Origin of the sequence: Amycolatopsis silviterrae (genome assembly GCF_042684085.1) — a bacterium.
Taxonomy (GTDB): Bacteria; Actinomycetota; Actinomycetes; order Mycobacteriales; family Pseudonocardiaceae; genus Amycolatopsis; species Amycolatopsis silviterrae.
The window spans coordinates 220524-240042 of sequence record NZ_JBHUKS010000035.1; the positions used below are offsets into that span (position 1 = coordinate 220524).

Consider the following 19519-nt stretch of genomic DNA (forward strand, 5'->3'; position numbering starts at 1 on the left):
GGCGGGGAAGTACAGTGCGGGACATGTCGTCGCCCGCCGTTGTCTGGGATCCGTCGCTGCTGAAGTACGACCTGGGCGGGGAACATCCGTTCAACCCCGTCCGGCTCGACCTCACCGTGCGGCTGGCGACCGAGCTGGGCGTCCTCGAGGGGGTCGAGCTGCTCGTGCCCACGGCGGCGGGCGACGAGGAACTGCTGCGCGTGCACGCGCCCGAGTACCTGGCGGCGGTGCGGGAAGCTCCGCTCGTCGGATGGGACGTCGGGCACGGGCTCGGGACGGACGACAACCCGGTCTTCCCTGGAATGCACGACGCGACCGCGCTGGTCGTCGGCTCGACGCTGCTCGCCGCGCGCAAGATCGCCGACGGCGAGGTCCGGCGCGCGGTCAACATCGCGGGCGGGCTGCACCACGCGATGCGCGACCACGCGTCGGGCTTCTGCGTCTACAACGACTGCGCGGTCGCCATCTCGTGGCTGCTCGACCACGGCTTCGACCGCATCGCGTACGTCGACACCGACGTGCACCACGGCGACGGCGTCCAGGCCGCTTTCTACAACGACCCGCGTGTCCTCACCGTCTCGATGCACCAGCACCCGTTCACGCTCTGGCCTGGCACCGGCTACTCCGCCGAAGTCGGAAAGGGCGACGCGGCGGGCACAGCGGTGAACGTCCCGCTGCCGCCGCACACGCGGGACCCGGGATGGCTGCGGGCGTTCGACGCGGTGGTTCCGGCTGTGCTGAAGGAATTCCGGCCGCAGCTGCTCGTCACCCAATGCGGGGTCGACTCGCACGAGGAAGACCCGATGGCCGACCTGTCCCTGTCCGTGGACGGCCACCGCACCATCTACTCCACGCTGCGCGACCTCGCCGAACGCTGCGCGGACGGCCGCTGGCTCGCCGTCGGCGGCGGGGGATACCAGCTGATCCGCGTGGTGCCGCGCTCGTGGACGCACCTGATGGCGACGGTCCTGGACCGCGACGTCCCGCCGGAGACGCCGCTGCCGCCCGGCTGGGTCTCGACGGTCCAGCGAGCCGCCCCGTCCGCCGACCTCCCCGCCGCGATGACCGACGGCAAGGACACCGCCTTCAAACCCTGGGGCGACGGCGCCGACGACCCGGTGGACATCGCGATCCGCGACACCCGCCGCGCGGTCTTCCCGCTGCACGGCCTCGACCCGGACGATCCGAGGGACTGACCATGCCCGACCAACCTCGCCATCCCGGTTCCGGCGCTCCTGGCCCGGGCGATCCCGCTGCCGACTCCCGCCGCACGACGCGCGGGCTTGGCGCGCAGAGTCCGGACGGCCGCACCGGATCGCGTGGCGCGGCTGCTGGCGGCGGGCGCGGAGTGAGCGGTGTGCCAGGCGGATCTGCGTGGAGTGGTGAGTCGCGTCGGTTTGGCGAGGCTTCGGCTGTCGACGGCGGGCGCGGGGAATCCGGTGTGCCGGGCGGGCCTGCGTGGGGTGGTGAGCCGCGTGGGTTTGGCCGGGCTCCGGCCGCTGGCGGCGAGCGAGGGGAGAGCGATGTGCCGGGCGGATCGGCGCGGAGCGGCGAACCTGGCGCATCCGGTGAGAACCCGGTGGCGGGTGGGCGCGCGGGTTCGGGATGGTCTGGTTCGGCAGGGGGTTCGGCGCCAGCGGGAGGCGATGCGATGTCTGGCGAGTCCGGAGCGGGCGACGCTGCGGCGGGCGAGGGTTCGGCAGGGAGTCCTGGCGTGGGCGGTGGCGCAGCGGTTGGCGAAACGGCCGCTGCGAACGGCACTGCCGCGGAAAGCGCCGCCGCGGAGAACACCGCAGCGGAAAGCGCCGCGGCGGGCGGAAAGCGCGATCCCTACGACTACCCCCGCGATTGGGAAGCCGACGTAGTCCTCTCCGACGGTGGCACTGTCCACTTGCGACCCGTCGTCCCCAGCGACGCCGATGGGCTCGTCGCGTTGCACGGCAGGCTTTCCGATCGCACGCGGTACTTCCGGTACTTCGGGGCCTATCCGCGCATCCCACCGCGTGATCTTGAGCGGTTTTCCACCGTGGACCACCACGATCGGGTCGCGTTTGTCGCCTTGTTGGGGGACGACGTGGTCGCGGTGGGGCGTTACGAGCGGCTCGATCAGGGGCCGTCGGCGGAGGTTGCGTTCGTTGTCGACGACAAGCATCAGGGGCGGGGGCTCGGGTCGATTCTGCTGGAGCACCTCGCGGCGGCGGCGTCCGAGAGCGGGTTGCGGCGGTTCGTGGCCGAGGTGCTGGCCGAGAACGCGGCGATGGTCCGGGTGTTCCGCGACGCCGGCTACCAGGTCAGCCGCGCGATCGAGGAAGGCGTGCTGCATCTCGAGTTCGACATCGATCCGACGGAGGAGTCGCTCGCGGTCGCGCGGTCCCGGGAGCAGGCGGCGGAGGCGCGGAGCGTGCACAACCTGCTGCATCCGGACACGGTGGCGGTGATCGGGGCGTCGGCGGATCCCACCAAGGTCGGGCATGTCGCGTTCGCCAATATGCTCGCGGCGGACTTCGCGGGGGCGGTTTATCCGGTCAATCCGGAGCATCGGTCGGTTCGCGGGGTGCGGGCTTATCCGTCCGTGCTGGACATTCCGGATCCGGTTGATCTTGCGTTGGTGGCGGTGCCCGCGGAGGCCGTTGAGTCCGTGTTGGACGCTTGTCTGGCCAAGGGCGTCAAGACGTTGGTGATTGTGTCTGGCGGGTTCGCGGAGTCTGGGCCGCTGGGGTTGCACGCGGAGTTGCGGCTGGTCGGCGAGGCGCGGGCGCACGGGATGCGCGTGGTCGGGCCGAACGCGTTGGGTGTGTTGAACACCGCGAAGGACGTTCGGCTCAATGCGACGCTCGCGCCGCGGTTGCCGAAGCGGGGGCGGACGGGGTTCTTTTGCCAGTCGGGGGCGCTCGGGACGGCGATTCTGGCGGACGCGGGGTCGCGCGGGCTGGGGCTGTCGACGTTTGTGTCGGCGGGGAACCGGGCCGACGTGTCCGGCAATGACTTGCTGCAGTACTGGGAGACTGACCCGGACACCGATCTGGTGCTGCTGTACCTCGAATCGTTCGGCAATCCGCGCAAGTTCGCGCGGCTCGCGCGGCGGTTGGCGCGGTCGAAGCCGATCGTCGCGGTGAAGTCGGGGCGGCATGCGGTGCGGCCGCAGCTCGCGGCGACGTCAGCGGAAGTCGACGAGGCCAGTGTGCAGGCGTTGTTCGAGCAGGCAGGCGTCGTGCGCGTCGAGTCGCTGGCGCAGTTGTTCGACACGGCGCTCGTGTTCGCGCATCAGCCGTTGCCGGCGGGGCCGCGGATCGGGATTGTCGGGAACTCCAGCGCGATCGGGTTGCTGGCGGCCGACACTGCCCGGGCGGAGGGGTTGCGGCTGGCGTTCGATCCGGTCGACATCGGGCCGCAGGCCGGGCCGGACGAGTTTGCGACGGCGGTGCGGGAGGCGTTGGATTCGCCGGAGACTGACGCGTTGATAGCGGTCTTCGCGCCGCCGGTGGCGATTCCTGGTGCTGCGTACGCGCGAGCGTTGCGCGAAGCGGTGTCGGAGATGAAGCAGTCGAAGCCGATCGTCTCGACGTTCCTCGCCGCTGAAGGTGTGCCAGACGAACTCGCGGTGCTTTCGGACGACGGGGTGCCGACGCGTGGGTCGATTCCGTCGTACTCGAGTCCGGAGCGTGCGGTGAACGCGTTGGCGCGAGTGGTGCGGTACGCCGCGTGGCGGCAGCGGCCGCAGGGGACGTTGGTGCGGCCTGGCGGTCTGCATGTCGAGCAGGCGCAGGAGATCGTGCGCGAGCTGTTGCCGGAGGACGGCAGTTCGACGTTGCTGTCGGACGACGACGTGGTGCGGTTGCTGAGTTGCTACGGCGTGAATGTGGTGCCGTTCCGGGTGGCGTCCAGCGAAAGCGAAGCGGTGGCTGCGGCGACCGAGCTTGGGTATCCCGTCACGTTGAAGGCGGTGGATGAGCGGTTGCGGGGTCGGCCGGACTTCGCTGGGGTACGGCTTGACCTGATGTCCGAAGACTCCGTACGCGGGGCGTACCGCGATCTGTGTGCGGTCTCAGGCGACGAAGACGTGTACGTGCAGCAGATGGCGCCGAAGGGGCTGTCGTGCGTGATCGGGCTGCAGGACGACCCGTCGTTCGGCACGCTGGTCTCGTTCGGACTGTCCGGGTTGGTCAGCACGCTGCTCGGCGACCGCGCGTATCGGGCGGTGCCGTTGACGGACGTTGACGCGGCGACGCTGATCCGTGAGCCGCGTACGTCGCCGTTGCTGACTGGGTATCGCGGCGACGAGCCTGCGGACCTCGCGGCGTTGCAGGACATGGTGTTGCGCGTGGCGGCGCTTGCCGAGGACAACCCTGAGGTGCGGTCGTTGGCGTTGGATCCGATACTCGCGTCGCCGGACGGGGCGTTTGTCGCCAACGCACGGTTGGTCGTGGGCGCACCGCCGACGCGGCCGGATACCGGACCGCGTCGGCTGCGGCACATCACGCCGTTGGACTGACCACCAGTTCGCCCAATCCCAGCAGTTGCTCGGTCGCGCCGCCGCTGGTGAACTCCAGGCGCTTCGCGGCGGCGAAGTAGCGGTGCACTGGGTGTTCCACGTCGATGCCGACGCCGCCGTGCAGGTGTACTGCGGTGTGCGCGACGCGGTGTCCGGCTTCGGCGGCCCAGAACTTCGCGGTGGCCACGTCAGCGGCCGCCGGGAGGCCTTCGGCGAGCTTCCAGGCTGCTTGCCACAGTGTCAGCCGTACGGCTTCTACGTCGATGTACGCGTCGGCGAGGCGGTGTCGGACGGCCTGGAAGCTGCCCAGCACCTTGTCGAACTGCTTGCGCTCGCGCGTGTAGTCGGCGGTTAGTTCGAGCGCGCGCTCCAAGACGCCCAACTGTTGTGCGCAGGCACCGAGAGTGCCGCGAAGGCGCAGCTGTTCGCCGACATCGCCGAGAGCGACTCCAGGGGCGTCGGACAGCGTCACCAAACCGGCGTCGGCGTGGTCTGTGGTCGACTGCGCTTCGACAGTGACGCCGGGAGCGTCCTTCTCGACGATGTACACGCCGTCGTTGGCTTCGACGAGTAAGGCGTCCGCGAAGGCCGCGAAGGGGACCGCGGTCTGCGTGCCCGTGAGGCGTCCGTCGGAAGCGACGAACGACCCGCCCAGCGCGACAGCGAGCACGGCTTTGCCGCGTGAGACCGGCAGCAGCCATCGTTCCGCCAGCAACGGATCAGTGAGCACCGAGCCAGCCTGGACGACGGACGACAGGTAGGGGACCGGGGCGACCGCGCGGCCGATCTCGATGAGGACTGAACACTGTTCCAGCAGCCCGAAACCGCCGCCGCCGACCGTCGAAGGCAGGGCTGCGTCGAGGACGCCGGAGCGGGCCAGAACAGTCCACAGTGGAGCATCGAAACCGCCGGAGCCGTGCGGGCCCAGCGATTCCGCCGTGACCTGGTCGGTGAGGATGCGCCGGGTCAGGGCGGAGAGGTCGTTTTGTGCTTCGGTGAGAGAGAAGTCCACCGGGAGAACTCCTTAGCGCGTTACGGGCTGGCCGAGGGCGGTGGCGGCGACGATGTCGCGCTGCACTTCGTTCGTGCCGCCGCCGAAGGTGAGGATCAACGCCGAACGGTGCAGCCGTTCCAGCCGTCCCGCGAGGACCGCGCCGGGGGAGCCGTCGCGCACCACGGCGGCCGCGCCGACCACCTCCATCAGCAGCCGGTACGCCTCGATCGCCATCTCGGTGCCGTACACCTTGGTCGCCGACGCCTCGGCAGGGCCGAGTTCGCTCGCCACCGCGGCCCAGGCGATCTTCCAGTTCCGCAGCTTCAGGTACTCGGCATAAGCGTGCACGCGCGCGAGGTGCGTCCGGACCCATTCGCGGTCGGTCAGCGACTCCTCGCGGGCCCATGCCACGACGTCGGCCAGCGCTTTGCGCACCGGCGCGGCGGACGTGAGCGCGACGCGTTCGTGGTTGAGCTGGTTGGTGATCAGCGGCCAGCCCGCGTTCTCCTCGGCGACCCGCGACGTGACCGGCACGCGGATGTCGTCGTAGTAGGTCGCGCTGGTGCCGGGGCCGGCGACGGTGTGCACCTTCGTCCAGGAGAAGCCCGGCGCGGAGGTCGGCACGATCAGGATCGACAGGCCCTTGTGCTTGCGCGCCTCCGGATCGGTGCGCGCCGCCAGCCACACGTAGTCCGCGTACTCGATCAGGCTGGTCCACATTTTCTGTCCGTTGACCACGTACTCGTCGCCGTCGCGGGTAGCCCGCGTGCGCAGCGAGGCGAGGTCCGTGCCCGCGCCCGGTTCGGAGTAGCCGATCGCGAAATGCAGCTCGCCCGCGGCGATCTTCGGCAGGTAGAACGCCTTCTGATCCGGCGTGCCGAACCGCATGATCGTCGGGCCCACCGTGTTCACCGTCAGGAACGGCACCGGCACCCCGGCGACCGCCGCCTCGTCGGTGAAGACCAGCTGGTCGAGCATGCTCCGGTCCTGGCCGCCGTACTCGCGCGGCCAGCCGAGCGCGAGCCAGCCGTCCTTGCCGAGCTGCCGGACGATTTCCTTGTACGCCAAGCCGTCGCCGTACTCGCCGCCCGGCGCGGCGAGGCTTTCCCGCCGCGCGGGCGTCATCAGCTCGGCGAAGTACTCCCGCAGCTCAGCGGCCAGTGCCTGCTGCTCGCTCGTATAGTCGATCCGCACCCGTCACCTCCACCCCGCCGGTCTCGTTGTGGTGTCGTACCGGGCCCCGGCGGTAAGCTAGAACCTGTTCTAGTTGTACCAGGAGCGGCGAGCGGGAGGAAGCATGGAGGTCAGTGTCGACCGGACGCTGTGCGAAGCCAACGCGGTGTGCGTCGGGTTCGCGCCGGAGGTCTTCGATCTCGACGACGACGAGAACCTGGTGATCGGGCCGGTTCCGGAGGATGAAGTAGAACGTGTTTCGCAAGCGGTGACGAACTGCCCGAAGAACGCCCTGTTCACGACCGGTTGATCAGGGCTTGCTCAATACGAGAACAGATTCTAGTCTGTGCTTCGTCAGGCAGGCTTCGACGAGGAGGCTCGCGGGTGGAACCGGCCAAGCGGAAGACGAACGACGACCGGACTGGGGCGGTTCGATGACACTCGAGGGCAAGGTCGCTGTCGTCACGGGCGCCGGAGCCGGGCTGGGCCGGGCCGAAGCGCTCGCGCTGGCCCGCGAAGGCGCGTCTGTCGTAGTCAACGACATCGGCGAGGCAGCCGACGTGGTGGCCGAGATCGAACAGCACGGCGGCAAAGCGCTCGCGGTGGCCGGGGACGTCTCGGCGGCCGAAACCGCGAAAGAGCTGCTGTCGGCCGCGGTCGACCACTTCGGCAGCCTCGACATCGTCGTGAACAACGCGGGCGTGCTCCGCGACCGGATGCTGTTCTCGATGTCCGACGAGGACTGGGACAAGGTCATCGCGGTGCACCTGCGCGGGCATTTCCTGCTGTCCCGCAACGCCGCCGCGTACTGGCGCGATCGCTCCAAAATGGAGGGACAGCCGGTGTACGGCCGGCTGGTGAACACCGCGTCCGAGGCGTTCCTCGTCGGTTCGCCGGGGCAGCCCAACTACTCGGCGGCCAAAGCGGGCATCGCGGCGCTCACCATGTCCGCGGCGCGCGGGCTGGCGAAGTACGGCGTGCGCGCCAACACGATCTGCCCGCGCGCCCGCACCGCGATGACCGCGGATGTCTTCGGCGAAGCACCCGAGAACGGGCTCGATCCGTTGTCGGTAGAGCACGTTGCTCCGTTTGTCGCATTCCTCGCTTCGCCGGACGCGGACGCCATCAACGGCCAGGTTTTCGTCGTCCACGGCGGCATGGTCGCGTTGCTGAAGCCGCCGTCGGTGGAGGAGCGGTTCGACACCGCGAACGGCGCCTGGACCACCGGTGAACTCGCCGAAAAGGTCGGCGCGCACTTCGCCGATCGGGACCCGGAGCGGATGTTCGCCGCGACCGATCTGCTTTCGCTGCCCTGAACCGGAGGACGCATGACTGAGCACCGGCTCACCGGCAAGGTCGCCCTCATCACCGGCGCGGCCCGGGGACAGGGCGCGGCCGCCGCGCGCGCGTTCGTGGCGCAAGGCGCGAAAGTGGTGATCGCCGACGTCCTCGACGACGAAGGCAAGGCACTCGCCGCCGAACTCGGCGACGCGGCCGCGTTCTGCCACCTCGACGTGAGCGACGAGGACGGCTGGACGGCCGCGGTCGACCGCACGGTGGCCGAGTTCGGGCCGCCGACGGTGCTGGTCAACAACGCCGGGGTGCTGTACTTTTCGGAACTCGCGAAGACGCCGCTGGCCGAATACGAACGCGTCGTGCGGATCAACCAGATCGGGGCGTTTCTCGGCATGCGCTCGGTCGTTGAACCCATGGCCGGGGCCGGCGGCGGCTCCATCGTCAACGTGTCCTCTGTGGAGGGTCTGGCCGGGATGCCGTTCCTCGTCGCCTACACCGCGACCAAGTTCGCGATCCGCGGGATGACCAAGGTCGCCGCGCTGGAACTGGGCGCGCGCGGGATCCGGGTCAACTCGGTCCATCCGGGCATGATCGACACGAAGATGGTGTCCGACGCCGCGGGCGCGGAGGTGGACGTGTCCTGGGTGGGCAAGAAGGTCGCGCTCGGCCGGGTGGGCCGCGCCGACGAGATCGCGCCGCTCCTGGTGTTCCTCGGCAGCGACGAGAGTTCGTACTGCACCGGCGGCGAGTTCGTCGCGGACGGCGGGGCTACCGCCACCCATGCGTTGAAACTCTGAACGGTGCTGGTGAGCTGAGCGTGACGACTGGGGGCTGAAGGGACGGGAGTGAACACCGCTAACCGAAATCGGCGGGCGGGGATGGGCAAGACTCGGGGGTGACTACTGGGAGGTGCGGTGGGCGGAAGCGGCTCGGTCACTCTCCCGGGCACCGCGGCGCTGACTCAGGTCGGCAGGCTCGCCACGCTGTCCTGGGAGGTCCTGCGGGCGATTTTCAAGCGTCCGTTCCAATTCCGCGAATGGATCCAGCAGTGCTGGTTCTTCGCGAGCGTGACCATTCTGCCGACCGCGCTGGTCGCGATCCCGTTCGGCGCGGTCATCGCGCTGCAGCTCGGATCGCTGACCACGCAGATCGGCGCGCAGTCGTTCACCGGCGCGGCCAGCGCGCTCGCCATCGTGCAGCAGGCGAGCCCGCTGATCACCGCGCTGCTGGTGGCCGGTGCCGGAGGAAGTGCCGTCTGTGCTGATATCGGCGCGCGGAAGATCCGGGAAGAAATCGACGCGATGGAAGTGCTCGGGGTCAACCCGATCCAGCGCATCGTGGTGCCGAGGGTGCTCGCCGCCATCGTGGTGTCCGTGCTGCTCAACGGCCTGGTCAGCGTGGTCGGCGTGCTCGGCGGCTACTTCTTCAACGTGGTCCTGCAAGGCGGCACGCCCGGCGCGTACCTGGCCAGCTTCAACGCGCTCGCGCAGGTGCCGGACCTCTGGATCAGCGAGATCAAGGCGTTCCTGTACGGCTTCGTCGCGGGCGTGGTCGCCGCGTTCCGCGGGCTGAACCCGGCGGGCGGGCCGAAGGGCGTCGGCGACGCGGTGAACCAGGCGGTGGTGATCACCTTCCTGCTGCTGTTCCTGATCAACGTCGTGCTGACCGCCGTGTACCTCAAAGTCGTGCCCCCGAAGGCGTTGTGACATGACGGCCGAACCGATCGAGCAAACGCGCGCGTCCGACCGGACGCTGGAGATCATCGCGCGCCCCGGCGCGAGTCTCGAAGGGCTCGGGAAGCAGCTGTCGTTCTACGGCCGGGCGCTCGCCTGGTCGCCGCGCACGATCCGCCGCTACGGCCGCGAAACCACGCGGCTGCTCACCGAAGTCTGCTTCGGCACCGGCGGGCTCGCGGTGATCGGCGGGACGCTCGGCGTGATGATCGGCATGACGCTGTTCACCGGCCTCATCGTGGGCCTGCAGGGGTATTCGGCGCTGAACCAGCTCGGCACCGCCGCGCTCACCGGCTTCATTTCGGCCTACTTCAACACCCGCGAGGTCGCGCCGCTGTCGGCCGGGCTCGCGCTGTCGGCCACCGTCGGCTGCGGCTTCACCGCGCAGCTCGGCGCGATGCGGATCTCCGAGGAGATCGACGCGCTCGAAGTGATGGCCGTGCCGAGCATGCCGTACCTGGTCACCACGCGGGTGCTCGCCGGCGTGACCGCGGTGATCCCGCTGTACGCGGTGGGCCTGCTGTCCTCGTATCTCGCGTCGCGGCAGATCACCATCTGGCTCTACGGCCAGTCCGCGGGCACGTACGACCATTACTTCACGCTGTTCCTCCCTCCGGAGGACGTGCTGTGGTCGTTCGCCAAGGTGATCGTGTTCAGCGTGCTGGTGATCCTTTCCCATTGCTATTACGGCTACACCGCGTCCGGCGGGCCGGCCGGGGTGGGCATCGCGGTGGGCCGCGCGGTGCGCACGTCGATCGTGCTGATCTCGGTGCTGGACTTCTTCCTGAGCCTCGCGATCTGGGGCGCGAACACGACAGTGCGGATATCCGGATGAGTACCCGTCGAGAGTTGCGCAAACGGCTCCAGTACCAGCTGCTGGGCCTGGTCTTCCTGGTCGTGGCGGCGCTGTTCTTCACCACCACGATCGCCGCCTACCGCAAGGTGTTCACGCCGGTCACGCTGGTGAAGCTGGAGACCGATCACGTCGGCAGCCAGCTGCGCGTCGGCGGCGACGTGAAGGTGCGCGGCATGCTCGTCGGCGAGATCCGCGACGTGCGGCCGGTCGGCGACCACGCGGAGCTGGAACTGGCGCTGCAGCCGGACAAGACCGACGTGATCCCGTCGAACGTGTCGGCGCGGCTGCTGCCGAAAACCCTGTTCGGCGAACGGTATGTCGCGCTGCAGCTGCCGGAGCAGGCGCAGCGGCCGATCAAGGCGGGCGACGTCATCCCGCAGGACCGCAGCAGCACGGCGATCGAGCTGGAGCAGGTGCTCAACCACGTCATGCCGCTGCTGCAGGCGGTGCAGCCGGAGAAGCTCTCCAGCACGCTCAACGCCGTGTCCACCGCGCTGGACGGACGCGGCAAGAAGCTCGGCCAGACGCTCACCCAGCTGTCGGACTACCTCGGCAAGCTCAACCCGTCGCTGCCCGACCTGAAGGCCGACATCACCGGGCTGGCCAACGTTTCCGGCATCTACGACAAGGCCGCGCCGGACGCGCTGCAGGCGCTGTCGGACCTCACCACGACCACGCAGACCATCGTGGAGAAACAGCGCGGCCTGACCGATCTGTACTCCTCGGTCACCGGCACCGCCACCGACCTGACGCGCTTCCTGGAAGTCAACAAGGACAACATCATCCGCCTCACCACCGCCGTGCAGCCCACGCTCGACGTGCTCGCGAAGTACGCGCCGGAATACCCGTGCCTGTTCAAGCAGCTGGCCGGGACGGTGCCGAACGCGGAGCTGGCGTTCGGCAAGGGCACCGCGCATCCGGAGGTCAGCCGCGTGACGATCGAGTTCTCGGCGAGCCGCGGCAAGTACCTGCCCGGCGTCGACGAGCCGAAGTACGACGACAAACGCGGCCCGCGCTGCTATCCGCAGGTGCCGAAACCCGGGCACTGGCCGCAGTATCCGCCGGACGGCGCGGTGAAGGACGGGGCGACCAAACCCGCCCCGCCGCACAAACCGGACGGCACGCTGCCCGGCGACATCACCAACGGCCCGCTGCCCGGCGGGTCCGGGTCCACCGGCGGCGCGCCGAGCATCGTCGGGTCGGCCGACGAGCAGAAGCTGCTCGACCTGCTGATTTCGCCGACGCTGAACACCACGCCCGCCAACGTGCCGGGCTGGTCGTCGCTGCTGGTCGGGCCGCTGTACCGCGGGGCGGAGGTGGAGCTGAAGTGAGGTCGTTCGTTCCCGCGCTGATCAAGATCGGCATCTTCGCCGTGGTCACCGTGCTGCTCACCGGGGTCCTCGCCACCACGATCGCGAACACGAACTTCGGCAACACCGCGTCCTACGTCGCGAAGTTCACCGACGCGTCCGGCCTGCAGGCGGGCGACGACGTGCGGATCTCCGGCGTGAAAGTCGGCCAGGTCGAGACCATCGGCGTCGACCAGGGCGAGCAGAACTACGCCGAGGTGCGGTTCCTCGTCGAATCGGCGTACAAGCTGCCCTCGCTGGCCACCGCGACGATCAAGTACCGCAACCTCGTCGGCCAGCGCTACCTCTCGCTCGGCACCGACGTCAGCGGCGGCGACATGCTGTCCCCCGGCGACACGATCCCGCCGGAGCGGACCAAACCGGCGCTCAACCTGACCGTGCTGTTCAACGGGTTCAAGCCGCTGTTCAAGGCGCTGGACCCGAAGGAGGTCAACCAGCTCTCCGCCGAGATCGTGCAGGTGTTCCAGGGCGAGGGCGGCACGATCACCAGCCTGCTGTCGCACACCGCGTCGATCACGTCGTCGATCGCGGGCAAGGACAAGGTGATCGGGCAGGTGATCGACAATCTCAACCAGGTGCTCGGCACGGTCAACGCGCGCGGCCCGCAGCTGGGCGACCTGGTCGACCAGACGCAGCGGCTGGTGAGCGGGCTGGCGCAGCAGCGCAAGCCGATCGGCGACGCGGTGGGCGCGCTCGGCGACCTGACCAACGCGACCGCGGGCCTGCTCGCCGACGCCCGGCCCGCCGTGCAGCAGGACGTGACCCAGCTCGGCAAGCTGGCGAACAACCTCAACGATTCGCAGCCGCTCATCGAGCACCTGCTGCAGGTGCTGCCGGGGAACCTGGAGAAGTTCACCCGGACCCTGAGCTACGGCAGCTGGTTCAACTACTACCTGTGCGGGATCGAAGGCACCATCGGCATTTCCTCGCTGGACGTGACGCTGCCGATCGTGCCGATCCCCGGCACCGAACGCGCGCCGAGGTGTGGCCCGTGAAACGACTCAAGGATCGCAACCAGGCCGGCGTCGGCGCGGTGACGCTCGTGCTCATCGTGCTGATCACCGCCGTGACGTATTTTTCCGACAGCATCCCGATGTTCGGCAACGGCACCACCTATACCGCGGCGTTCGCCGAGTCCGCCGGGCTCGCGCCGGACAACGAGGTGCAGGTGGCCGGCGTCAAGGTCGGGCAGGTGACCTCGGTGGAGCTGGGGCACAAGCAGGTGCTCGTGAAGTTCCGGGTGAAGGGCGTGCGGGTCGGCGACGCGTCCACCGCGTCGATCGAGATCAAGACGCTGCTGGGGGAGAAGTACCTCGCGCTGGACACGAAAGGCGGCGGCACGCAGACGCCCGGCGACACGATCCCGGTGCAGCGCACGCGGACGCCGTTCCAGCTGCAGGACGCGTTCAACCAGCTGTCCACGACCGTCGGCGACATCGACACGAAACAGCTCGCGCAGAGCTTCACCGCGTTGTCGGATTCTCTTAAGGACAGTCCGCAGTACTTGAAGGACACGCTGTCCGGGCTGTCGGCGCTGTCGAAGACGGTGTCCTCGCGCGACGCCGATCTGCACGCGCTGCTGGCCAACACGAGCAAGATCTCGAAGACGCTGTCCGACCGGAACGCCCAGCTGCAGCAGGTGATCAGCGACGGCAATCTGCTGCTGACCGAACTGCAGCAGCGTCGTCAGCAGATCAGCACGCTGCTCAAGGGCACGCAGGAGATCTCGAAGCAGCTGTCCGGGCTGGTCTCGGACAACCGCACGCAGATCGGGCCGACGCTCGCCGCGCTCGGGAAGGTGACTGACGTGCTGCAGCGCAACCAGGGCAACCTCGACCGGAGCCTGCAGCTGATGGCCCCGTTCGCCCGCGTCGGCGCGAACGCGACCGGCAACGGGCGCTGGTTCGAGGGGTACCTGTGCGGCTTGCTGCCGCCGACGATCACGGCCGGCGGGATCTCGATCAACCCGGAGGGCTGCACGCCGCCGATCTCCGCGCCGGACCAGGGGGTGGGTGGACGATGACTGTCGAAACTCGCGCTGGGCGGAGTCTGGTCACCTGGCTCGGCTTCGCTTGTGTCGCAGCGCTTTTGCTCACCGCGGGCATCTACTTCGCGCTGCGCGACACCGGCGGGACGAAGATCTCGGCGTACTTCGGGAAGACCGTCGGCCTCTACGCCGGTTCGTCCGTGCGCGTGCTGGGCGTGGCGGTCGGCGAGGTCACCGCGGTGACGCCGGAAGGCCAGGCGGTGCGCGTGGACATGAAGGTCAACGACGACGTGCCGATCCCGAAGGACGTCGGCGCGGTCGTCGTCTCGCCGAGCCTGGTGAGCGACCGGTACGTGCAGCTGACCCCGTCGTACGACAGCGGCCCGACGCTCGCGAGCGGAACCGTGCTGGCGCGCGACAAGACCGCGACGCCGGTCGAACTGGACGACCTCTACGCGAGCCTCGACAAGCTGTCCACCGCGCTCGGACCCAACGGGGCCAACAAAAACGGCGCGTTCTCCGACCTGCTGGACACCGCCGCGGCCAACCTCAAGGGCAACGGCAAGGACCTGAACTCGACCGTCGGGCGGCTCGCCGATCTGGCAGGCACACTCGACGATTCCAAGGACGACCTGTTCTCCACGGTGAAGAACCTGAACTCCTTCACCTCCGCACTGTCCCAAAGCGACAGTCAGCTGAACGAGTTCTACCAGCGGCTCGCGGACGTCAGCGGGTTCCTCGCCGACGATTCGCACGACGTCGGGGCGGCGCTCGACTCGCTGTCCACCTCGCTGGGCGACGTGAAGCAGTTCGTGGCGGACAACAAGAACGGGCTTTCGTCCAATGTGGCCAAACTGGCCTCGCTCACCAAGGTGCTGGTGGACCAGCGGGCCTCGCTCGCCGAGGTGCTCGACATCGCGCCGACCGGGGCGACGAACTTCATCAACACCTACGACGCGGCGTCCGGCACGATCGCGGTGCGCGACAACCTGAACGAGATCACCAACCCGCCGATCCTGACCGTGTGCCGGCTGATCAGCGCGGGCACGCCGAAGCCGCTTCCGGACACACTCGGCAACATCTGCAAGAAGCTCGCGCCGGTGCTCGACGGCACGCTCAAGCTGCCGTCCATCCCGCAGGCGCTGAACTCCTTGCAGAACGGCCAATTGCCGCCGTTGCCGCTGCCGCTGTCGGACGTGCTGACCGAGAAGCCCGGAGGTGGCAAGTGAAACGCCTCCGCAAACGGCTGGCGGGCGTGCTCGCCGGGGTGCTGGTGCTCGCCGGGTGCAGCGACGGCGGGTTCAACGGGCTGTACTCGACGCCGCTGCCCGGCGGCCCGGACGTCGGCGACCACCCCTACCACGTCACCGCGCTGTTCACCGACGTGCTCGACCTGGTGCCGCAGGCGAACGTGAAGGTGAACGACGTCGCGGTCGGCCGGATCGACCGGATCGCGCTCACCCCGGACACCCGGTCCGCGCTCGTGTCGATGACGGTGAACGGCGACGTCCAGCTGCCCGCCAACGCGCGGGCCGAGCTGCGGCAGTCCAGCCTGCTCGGCGAGAAGTTCGTGCAGCTGAGCGCGCCGACCGCGGAGAAACCGGCGGGCAAGCTCGCCGACGGGGCGCAGATCCCGCTCGGCCGCAGCAACCGCAACCCGGAGATCGAAGAGGTGCTGGGCGCGTTGTCGCTGCTGCTCAACGGCGGCGGCGTGGACCAGTTGCAGAACATCAGCCACGAACTCAACGACGCGCTGTCCGGCAACGAACCGCAGATGCGTGCGCTGCTGTCCCGGGTGGACGAACTGGCCACCCAGCTGGACGGGCACAAGGGCGAGATCCTGCGCGCGATCGACGGGCTGGACAAGCTGTCGACCACGCTCGTCGGGCAGAAGCAGAACCTCGCCACCGCGCTGGACAAGCTCGCGCCCGGGCTGAAGATCGTCGCCGACCAGCGCGACCAGCTGGTCGGGATGCTGAACGCGCTGAACAAGCTGTCCGGGGTCGCGGTGGACACGGTGAACCGCAGCCGGGATCAGCTCGTCATGAACCTCAAGGCGCTGGAGCCGACGCTGCGCCAGCTCAGCGCGGCGGGCAAGGACCTGCCGAACGCGCTGCGGATCCTGCTCACCTACCCGTTCCCGGACTACGCGGGCAACGTGATCAAGGGCGACTACGCGAACGTCGACGCGCGGATCAACCTCGATCTCGACAAGCTGGTGCAGAACTTCGCGAACTCGTCGCAGCCGCCGTTCCAGCTGCCGACGCCGTCGACAAACGCTCCGCCCGCCGGCGGCCAGGGGGCGGTGCCGCAGCTGCCGTTGCCGCTGCCCAACACCCCGCCGACGGGCGGCTCGAAGCCAGGGTACGGCGGTGTGCTGGGCGGCTTGCTCGGCGGTCTGGTGGGAGGCAGCTGATGACCACGCGCAAAACCCGGATCCAGCTGCTGGTGTTCTTCGCGATCGCCATCGTCTCGGTGGCGTACGCGGGCGGGCATTACGCCGGTCTCGACCGGATTTTCGGCAACCGCGGCTACCACGTGACGCTCAAGCTGCCCGATTCCGGCGGGGTCTTCGTGAACTCCGAGGTCGCCTACCGCGGCGTCACCGTCGGCCGGGTCGGGGCCATGACGCTGACCCCGCACGGCATCGACGTCCGGCTCGACATCGACTCCGGCGGCCCGGACATCCCGTCCGCGCTGCACGCGCAGGTGGCGAACCGGTCGGCGGTGGGGGAGCAGTTCGTGGACCTGCTGCCGGACCGGGAGGACGGGCCGTACCTGCAGGACGGCTCCGTGATCGCGCAGGACCGCACCTCGCTGCCCGCGACGCCGGATTCCGTGCTGACCCATCTCGACGGCCTGGTCGCGAGCGTCCATCCGGAGTCGTTGAAGACCGTGGTGGACGAGACGTACGACGCGTTCGCCGGTTCCGGGCCGCAGCTGCAGAAGCTGCTGGACAGCACCAGTTCGCTCACCGCGACGGCCACCCAGTACGTGCCGGACACGAAGGGGCTGCTGGCGAACTCGCGGACGGTTTTCGCCACCCAGGAACGGCAGGCGAAGAACATCACGGACTTCGCGTCCGGGCTCAAGACGATCGCCGGGCAGCTGAAGTCGTCGGATCCCGCCGTGCGCAAGGTGATCGACGAGGCCCCGCAGCTGAGCCGGCAGATCAGCGACGTGCTCGCCACGTCCGGCACCGACCTCGGCGTGCTGTTCGCGAACTCGCTCACCACCGCGCAGGTCACCTCGATGCGCAAGGACGCCATCGAAGAGCTGCTGGTGGCGTACCCGGTGATCTCGGCGTTCTCGCCGACGACGTCGCCGGACGGCACCGGGCACCTCGGCGTGGTGTTCAACTTCTTCGACCCGCACTCGTGCACGAAGGGCTACGAGGGCACGAAACAGCGTCCGGCGAACGACACGAGCGACGCGCCGGTCAACATGAACGCCTACTGCGCCGAGCCGCCGGGCAGCCCGACCGAGGTGCGGGGCGCGCAGAACGCGCCGTACGCGGGGAAGCCGCCCGCGATTCCCGCCGCGCCCAAGGCTTCCGCGCCTTCGGACCAGGGTTCGCAGCAGCAGCTGCCGGGTCTGCTTGGCCAGCTGACCGCACCGCTGAAGGGCGGGCTCGGGGCGTTGCTGGGCGGTTCGTGATGGATGCTCCGGCTCGGCCCTTCTTGACCGCACGCATGCTCGGCGGGCTGGCAGTCGTCGCCGTGCTGGCCGCGGCGTGGTTCGGCTGGTCGTGGTGGAGCGCGGCGCAGGACGACGGCCTGGCGCGCGGCCGTGCCCGGGACGCCGTGCTGGCCGCCGCGAGCACCGGCCTGGTCACGCTCAACACGATCGACTACCGCACGAGCGCGGTCGACGTGGACCGCTGGATCGGCGTGACGACCGGGCAGTACGGCAAAGACCTCTCCGGCGACCGGCAGATGCAGATCGACCGGGCCAAGCGCACCAAAACCGTGTCGACGGCTTCGCTGGTGCAGGCCGCCGTCACCGAGCTGAACCCCTCGGCGGGCACGGCGAGGCTCATCGCGGTGCTGAACGTCCGGGTGAGCACCGGCGGCGGCACGCCTTCGGCGAAACAGGCCCGCTTGGCGGTGGACTTCGCGCGCGACGGTGATGCGTGGAAGATCGGCGCGGTCCAGGCGGTGGGCTCGTGAACCGCCGGACGATCGCCGCCGGCGTGGCCGGGCTCGCGCTGGCGTGCGCGGTGTGGTTCGGGGTGCAGGCGTCGCTGCTGCAGCCGGAGGACGACGAGGCGATGGTCGACCCGGCCGCGACCGCGCAGGTGACCGACCAGGTCGGCGCCGCGGTCAAGGCGATTTTCTCCTACGATTACGCGAACCTCGACCGCACGTCCCGCGCCGCGGCCGACGTGCTGACCGGCTCGGCGGTCGGCCAGTACCAAGGCCAGTTCGCCGCCGCCCGCCAGCGCGCGGCGAACGAAAAACTCGTCCGCACGACAACCGTCCGCGCGATCGGCGTCCGGTCGCTGCACGGCGACGACGCGAGTCTGCTGCTTTTCCTTGACCAGCAGACGATTCTGCCCGGTGGTGGGGCGCCTCAGTCGTCGGTGGGCCAGCTGTCGGTGACCGCGCATCGCACCGACGGACAGTGGAAGATCACTGCGCTGGATCCGCTGTAGCGTTGCGGCCGAGCAGCCCGCTCACCTCGCGCGCGAGGGACACCGAGGCCTCGATCTCGACCTTGCGGATCGACACGCTTTCCACGAGGAAGCCGAACGGCATCCCGAGCTTGCGGCAGAAAGCGGCGAGTTCGCGGGCGTTCGCCAGGCACTGCTCGTACGACTCGGCCAGCGTGTCGTCCGCGTGGCGCAGGGAATTCTCCAGCCAGCGCGGGACGTGCACGCCGAGCCACTTCAGGAACGCCAGCGTTTTCGCCGAACCGCAGACCGAGAGGGTGAACAGGACCGGCTTGGGTTCGAGCTGCTGCTCGCGGCAGGCGTAGAAGTAGTCGGAGACCATGCTCTTGGCCGCGTCGGCGCTGTAGATCACCTGCGAGATGAAGTACGCGCAGCCCGCTTGCTGCTTGGCGATCAGCCGCAGGTGCTCGTCGGGCCGTTCGGTGATGGCGACGCCGCCGAGCAGCAGCTCCGGCCGGACTTCCCGGCGCAGCGCCTGCGCCTGCGAAAGCCGCGTGTGCACCTCTTTGTTCTTCGAGGACGCGCCGACGAAGACGGACAGCACCCGCTCGGTGTCGGCGGTGCGCAGCCAGTCCCGCAGCTCGGCCTCGGGGTACTTGCCGACGCACCGGTAGATGACCGCTGGACGGTCCCATTCGTCGAGGTAGTCCGCGTGGTAGCCGGCCGGGTCGAGGGTCGGCAGGTAGGGGAACGGCCGCTCCTCCGGATTGCGGTCGCTCTCGTCGTCGATGTCGTAGAGGGCCAGGCCGTCGACGTCCAGGTCGCTGAGCCGCGCGAGGGTGGCGGCGGTGATTTCCCGGATCCGCTCGGGGGAGGTGCTGAGGCGCGGCGGGGTGATGCCGAACAGGAGGATGCCGCTGCCGGCGTCGGCCAGCTTCGCCCGGAGAGTGTGGTCCGCCATGAGGCGGAAGTTAGCAGCTTGGTGCTGTCCGGGAAGGGACCGCCT

Annotated in this window: 18 protein-coding genes; 15 read left to right on the forward strand and 3 right to left on the reverse strand. The window is 69.2% G+C overall.

Features of this window, described 5'->3' with window-relative positions; genetic code table 11:
* Positions 1 to 23: 23 nt before the first annotated feature.
* Together ACFSVL_RS41790 and ACFSVL_RS41795 are read left to right on the forward strand one after the other, a co-directional pair.
* Positions 24 to 1196: an acetoin utilization protein AcuC gene (locus ACFSVL_RS41790; protein WP_378312899.1), complete on the forward strand. Its 1173-nt coding sequence runs from the start codon at positions 24 to 26 to the stop codon at positions 1194 to 1196.
* Positions 1197 to 1651: 455 nt separating this feature from the next.
* A complete protein-coding gene (locus ACFSVL_RS41795) occupies positions 1652 to 4492 on the forward strand; it encodes a bifunctional acetate--CoA ligase family protein/GNAT family N-acetyltransferase (protein WP_378312901.1) in 2841 nt (946 codons plus the stop codon).
* Here the strand turns inward: ACFSVL_RS41795 and ACFSVL_RS41800 are convergent.
* Positions 4476 to 5504: an acyl-CoA dehydrogenase family protein gene (locus tag ACFSVL_RS41800; RefSeq protein WP_378312903.1), complete on the reverse strand. Its 1029-nt coding sequence runs from the start codon at positions 5502 to 5504 to the stop codon at positions 4476 to 4478. The genes ACFSVL_RS41795 and ACFSVL_RS41800 overlap by 17 nt on opposite strands.
* 12 nt (positions 5505 to 5516) lie before the next feature.
* Positions 5517 to 6680, reverse strand: a complete 1164-nt coding sequence (locus ACFSVL_RS41805) for an acyl-CoA dehydrogenase family protein (protein ID WP_378312905.1) — start codon at positions 6678 to 6680, stop codon at positions 5517 to 5519.
* A gap of 103 nt (positions 6681 to 6783) precedes the next feature.
* Between ACFSVL_RS41805 and ACFSVL_RS41810 the strand changes: the two genes are divergently transcribed.
* From ACFSVL_RS41810 to ACFSVL_RS41870, 13 genes are all read left to right on the forward strand, one after another.
* On the forward strand, positions 6784 to 6969 hold the full coding sequence (locus tag ACFSVL_RS41810) for a ferredoxin (RefSeq protein WP_116202111.1): 186 nt from the start codon (positions 6784 to 6786) through the stop codon (positions 6967 to 6969).
* Between the two features lie 124 nt (positions 6970 to 7093).
* The gene (locus ACFSVL_RS41815; RefSeq protein ID WP_378312907.1) at positions 7094 to 7975 is read left to right on the forward strand and encodes a 3-oxoacyl-ACP reductase; all 882 of its coding nucleotides are present in this window, start codon (positions 7094 to 7096) and stop codon (positions 7973 to 7975) included.
* Between the two features lie 12 nt (positions 7976 to 7987).
* Positions 7988 to 8752: a glucose 1-dehydrogenase gene (locus tag ACFSVL_RS41820; RefSeq protein WP_378312909.1), complete on the forward strand. Its 765-nt coding sequence runs from the start codon at positions 7988 to 7990 to the stop codon at positions 8750 to 8752.
* A gap of 117 nt (positions 8753 to 8869) precedes the next feature.
* Complete coding sequence (locus ACFSVL_RS41825) at positions 8870 to 9661, forward strand: MlaE family ABC transporter permease (RefSeq protein WP_344267887.1); 792 nt, start codon at positions 8870 to 8872, stop codon at positions 9659 to 9661.
* 1 nt (position 9662) lies between these two features.
* Positions 9663 to 10523, forward strand: coding sequence for an MlaE family ABC transporter permease (locus ACFSVL_RS41830; protein WP_009075203.1), 861 nt, complete (start codon positions 9663 to 9665; stop codon positions 10521 to 10523).
* The gene (locus tag ACFSVL_RS41835; RefSeq protein WP_378312911.1) at positions 10520 to 11875 is read left to right on the forward strand and encodes an MCE family protein; all 1356 of its coding nucleotides are present in this window, start codon (positions 10520 to 10522) and stop codon (positions 11873 to 11875) included. The genes ACFSVL_RS41830 and ACFSVL_RS41835 overlap by 4 nt, the downstream gene beginning before the upstream one ends.
* Positions 11872 to 12909: an MCE family protein gene (locus tag ACFSVL_RS41840; RefSeq protein ID WP_378312913.1), complete on the forward strand. Its 1038-nt coding sequence runs from the start codon at positions 11872 to 11874 to the stop codon at positions 12907 to 12909. The genes ACFSVL_RS41835 and ACFSVL_RS41840 overlap by 4 nt, the downstream gene beginning before the upstream one ends.
* Positions 12906 to 13937, forward strand: a complete 1032-nt coding sequence (locus ACFSVL_RS41845; protein WP_378312915.1) for an MlaD family protein — start codon at positions 12906 to 12908, stop codon at positions 13935 to 13937. The genes ACFSVL_RS41840 and ACFSVL_RS41845 overlap by 4 nt, the downstream gene beginning before the upstream one ends.
* Positions 13934 to 15130, forward strand: a complete 1197-nt coding sequence (locus ACFSVL_RS41850; RefSeq protein ID WP_378312917.1) for an MCE family protein — start codon at positions 13934 to 13936, stop codon at positions 15128 to 15130. Before ACFSVL_RS41845 ends, ACFSVL_RS41850 begins: the two co-directional genes overlap by 4 nt.
* The gene (locus ACFSVL_RS41855) at positions 15127 to 16317 is read left to right on the forward strand and encodes an MCE family protein (protein WP_378312919.1); all 1191 of its coding nucleotides are present in this window, start codon (positions 15127 to 15129) and stop codon (positions 16315 to 16317) included. Before ACFSVL_RS41850 ends, ACFSVL_RS41855 begins: the two co-directional genes overlap by 4 nt.
* Entirely contained in the window at positions 16317 to 17558 is a 1242-nt protein-coding gene (locus ACFSVL_RS41860; protein WP_378312920.1) for an MlaD family protein, read from the forward strand. The genes ACFSVL_RS41855 and ACFSVL_RS41860 overlap by 1 nt, the downstream gene beginning before the upstream one ends.
* 35 nt (positions 17559 to 17593) lie before the next feature.
* Positions 17594 to 18070 carry a hypothetical protein gene (locus ACFSVL_RS41865; protein ID WP_378313206.1) on the forward strand — a complete coding sequence of 159 codons (477 nt, stop codon included), beginning with the start codon at positions 17594 to 17596 and terminating at the stop codon, positions 18068 to 18070.
* On the forward strand, positions 18067 to 18555 hold the full coding sequence (locus tag ACFSVL_RS41870; RefSeq protein ID WP_378312922.1) for a hypothetical protein: 489 nt from the start codon (positions 18067 to 18069) through the stop codon (positions 18553 to 18555). The genes ACFSVL_RS41865 and ACFSVL_RS41870 overlap by 4 nt, the downstream gene beginning before the upstream one ends.
* Here ACFSVL_RS41870 and ACFSVL_RS41875 read toward each other — a convergent pair.
* On the reverse strand, positions 18533 to 19474 hold the full coding sequence (locus ACFSVL_RS41875; protein WP_378312924.1) for a methylenetetrahydrofolate reductase: 942 nt from the start codon (positions 19472 to 19474) through the stop codon (positions 18533 to 18535). The two genes, ACFSVL_RS41870 and ACFSVL_RS41875, sit on opposite strands and share 23 nt — an antisense overlap.
* Between the last annotated feature and the right edge of the window lie 45 nt (positions 19475 to 19519).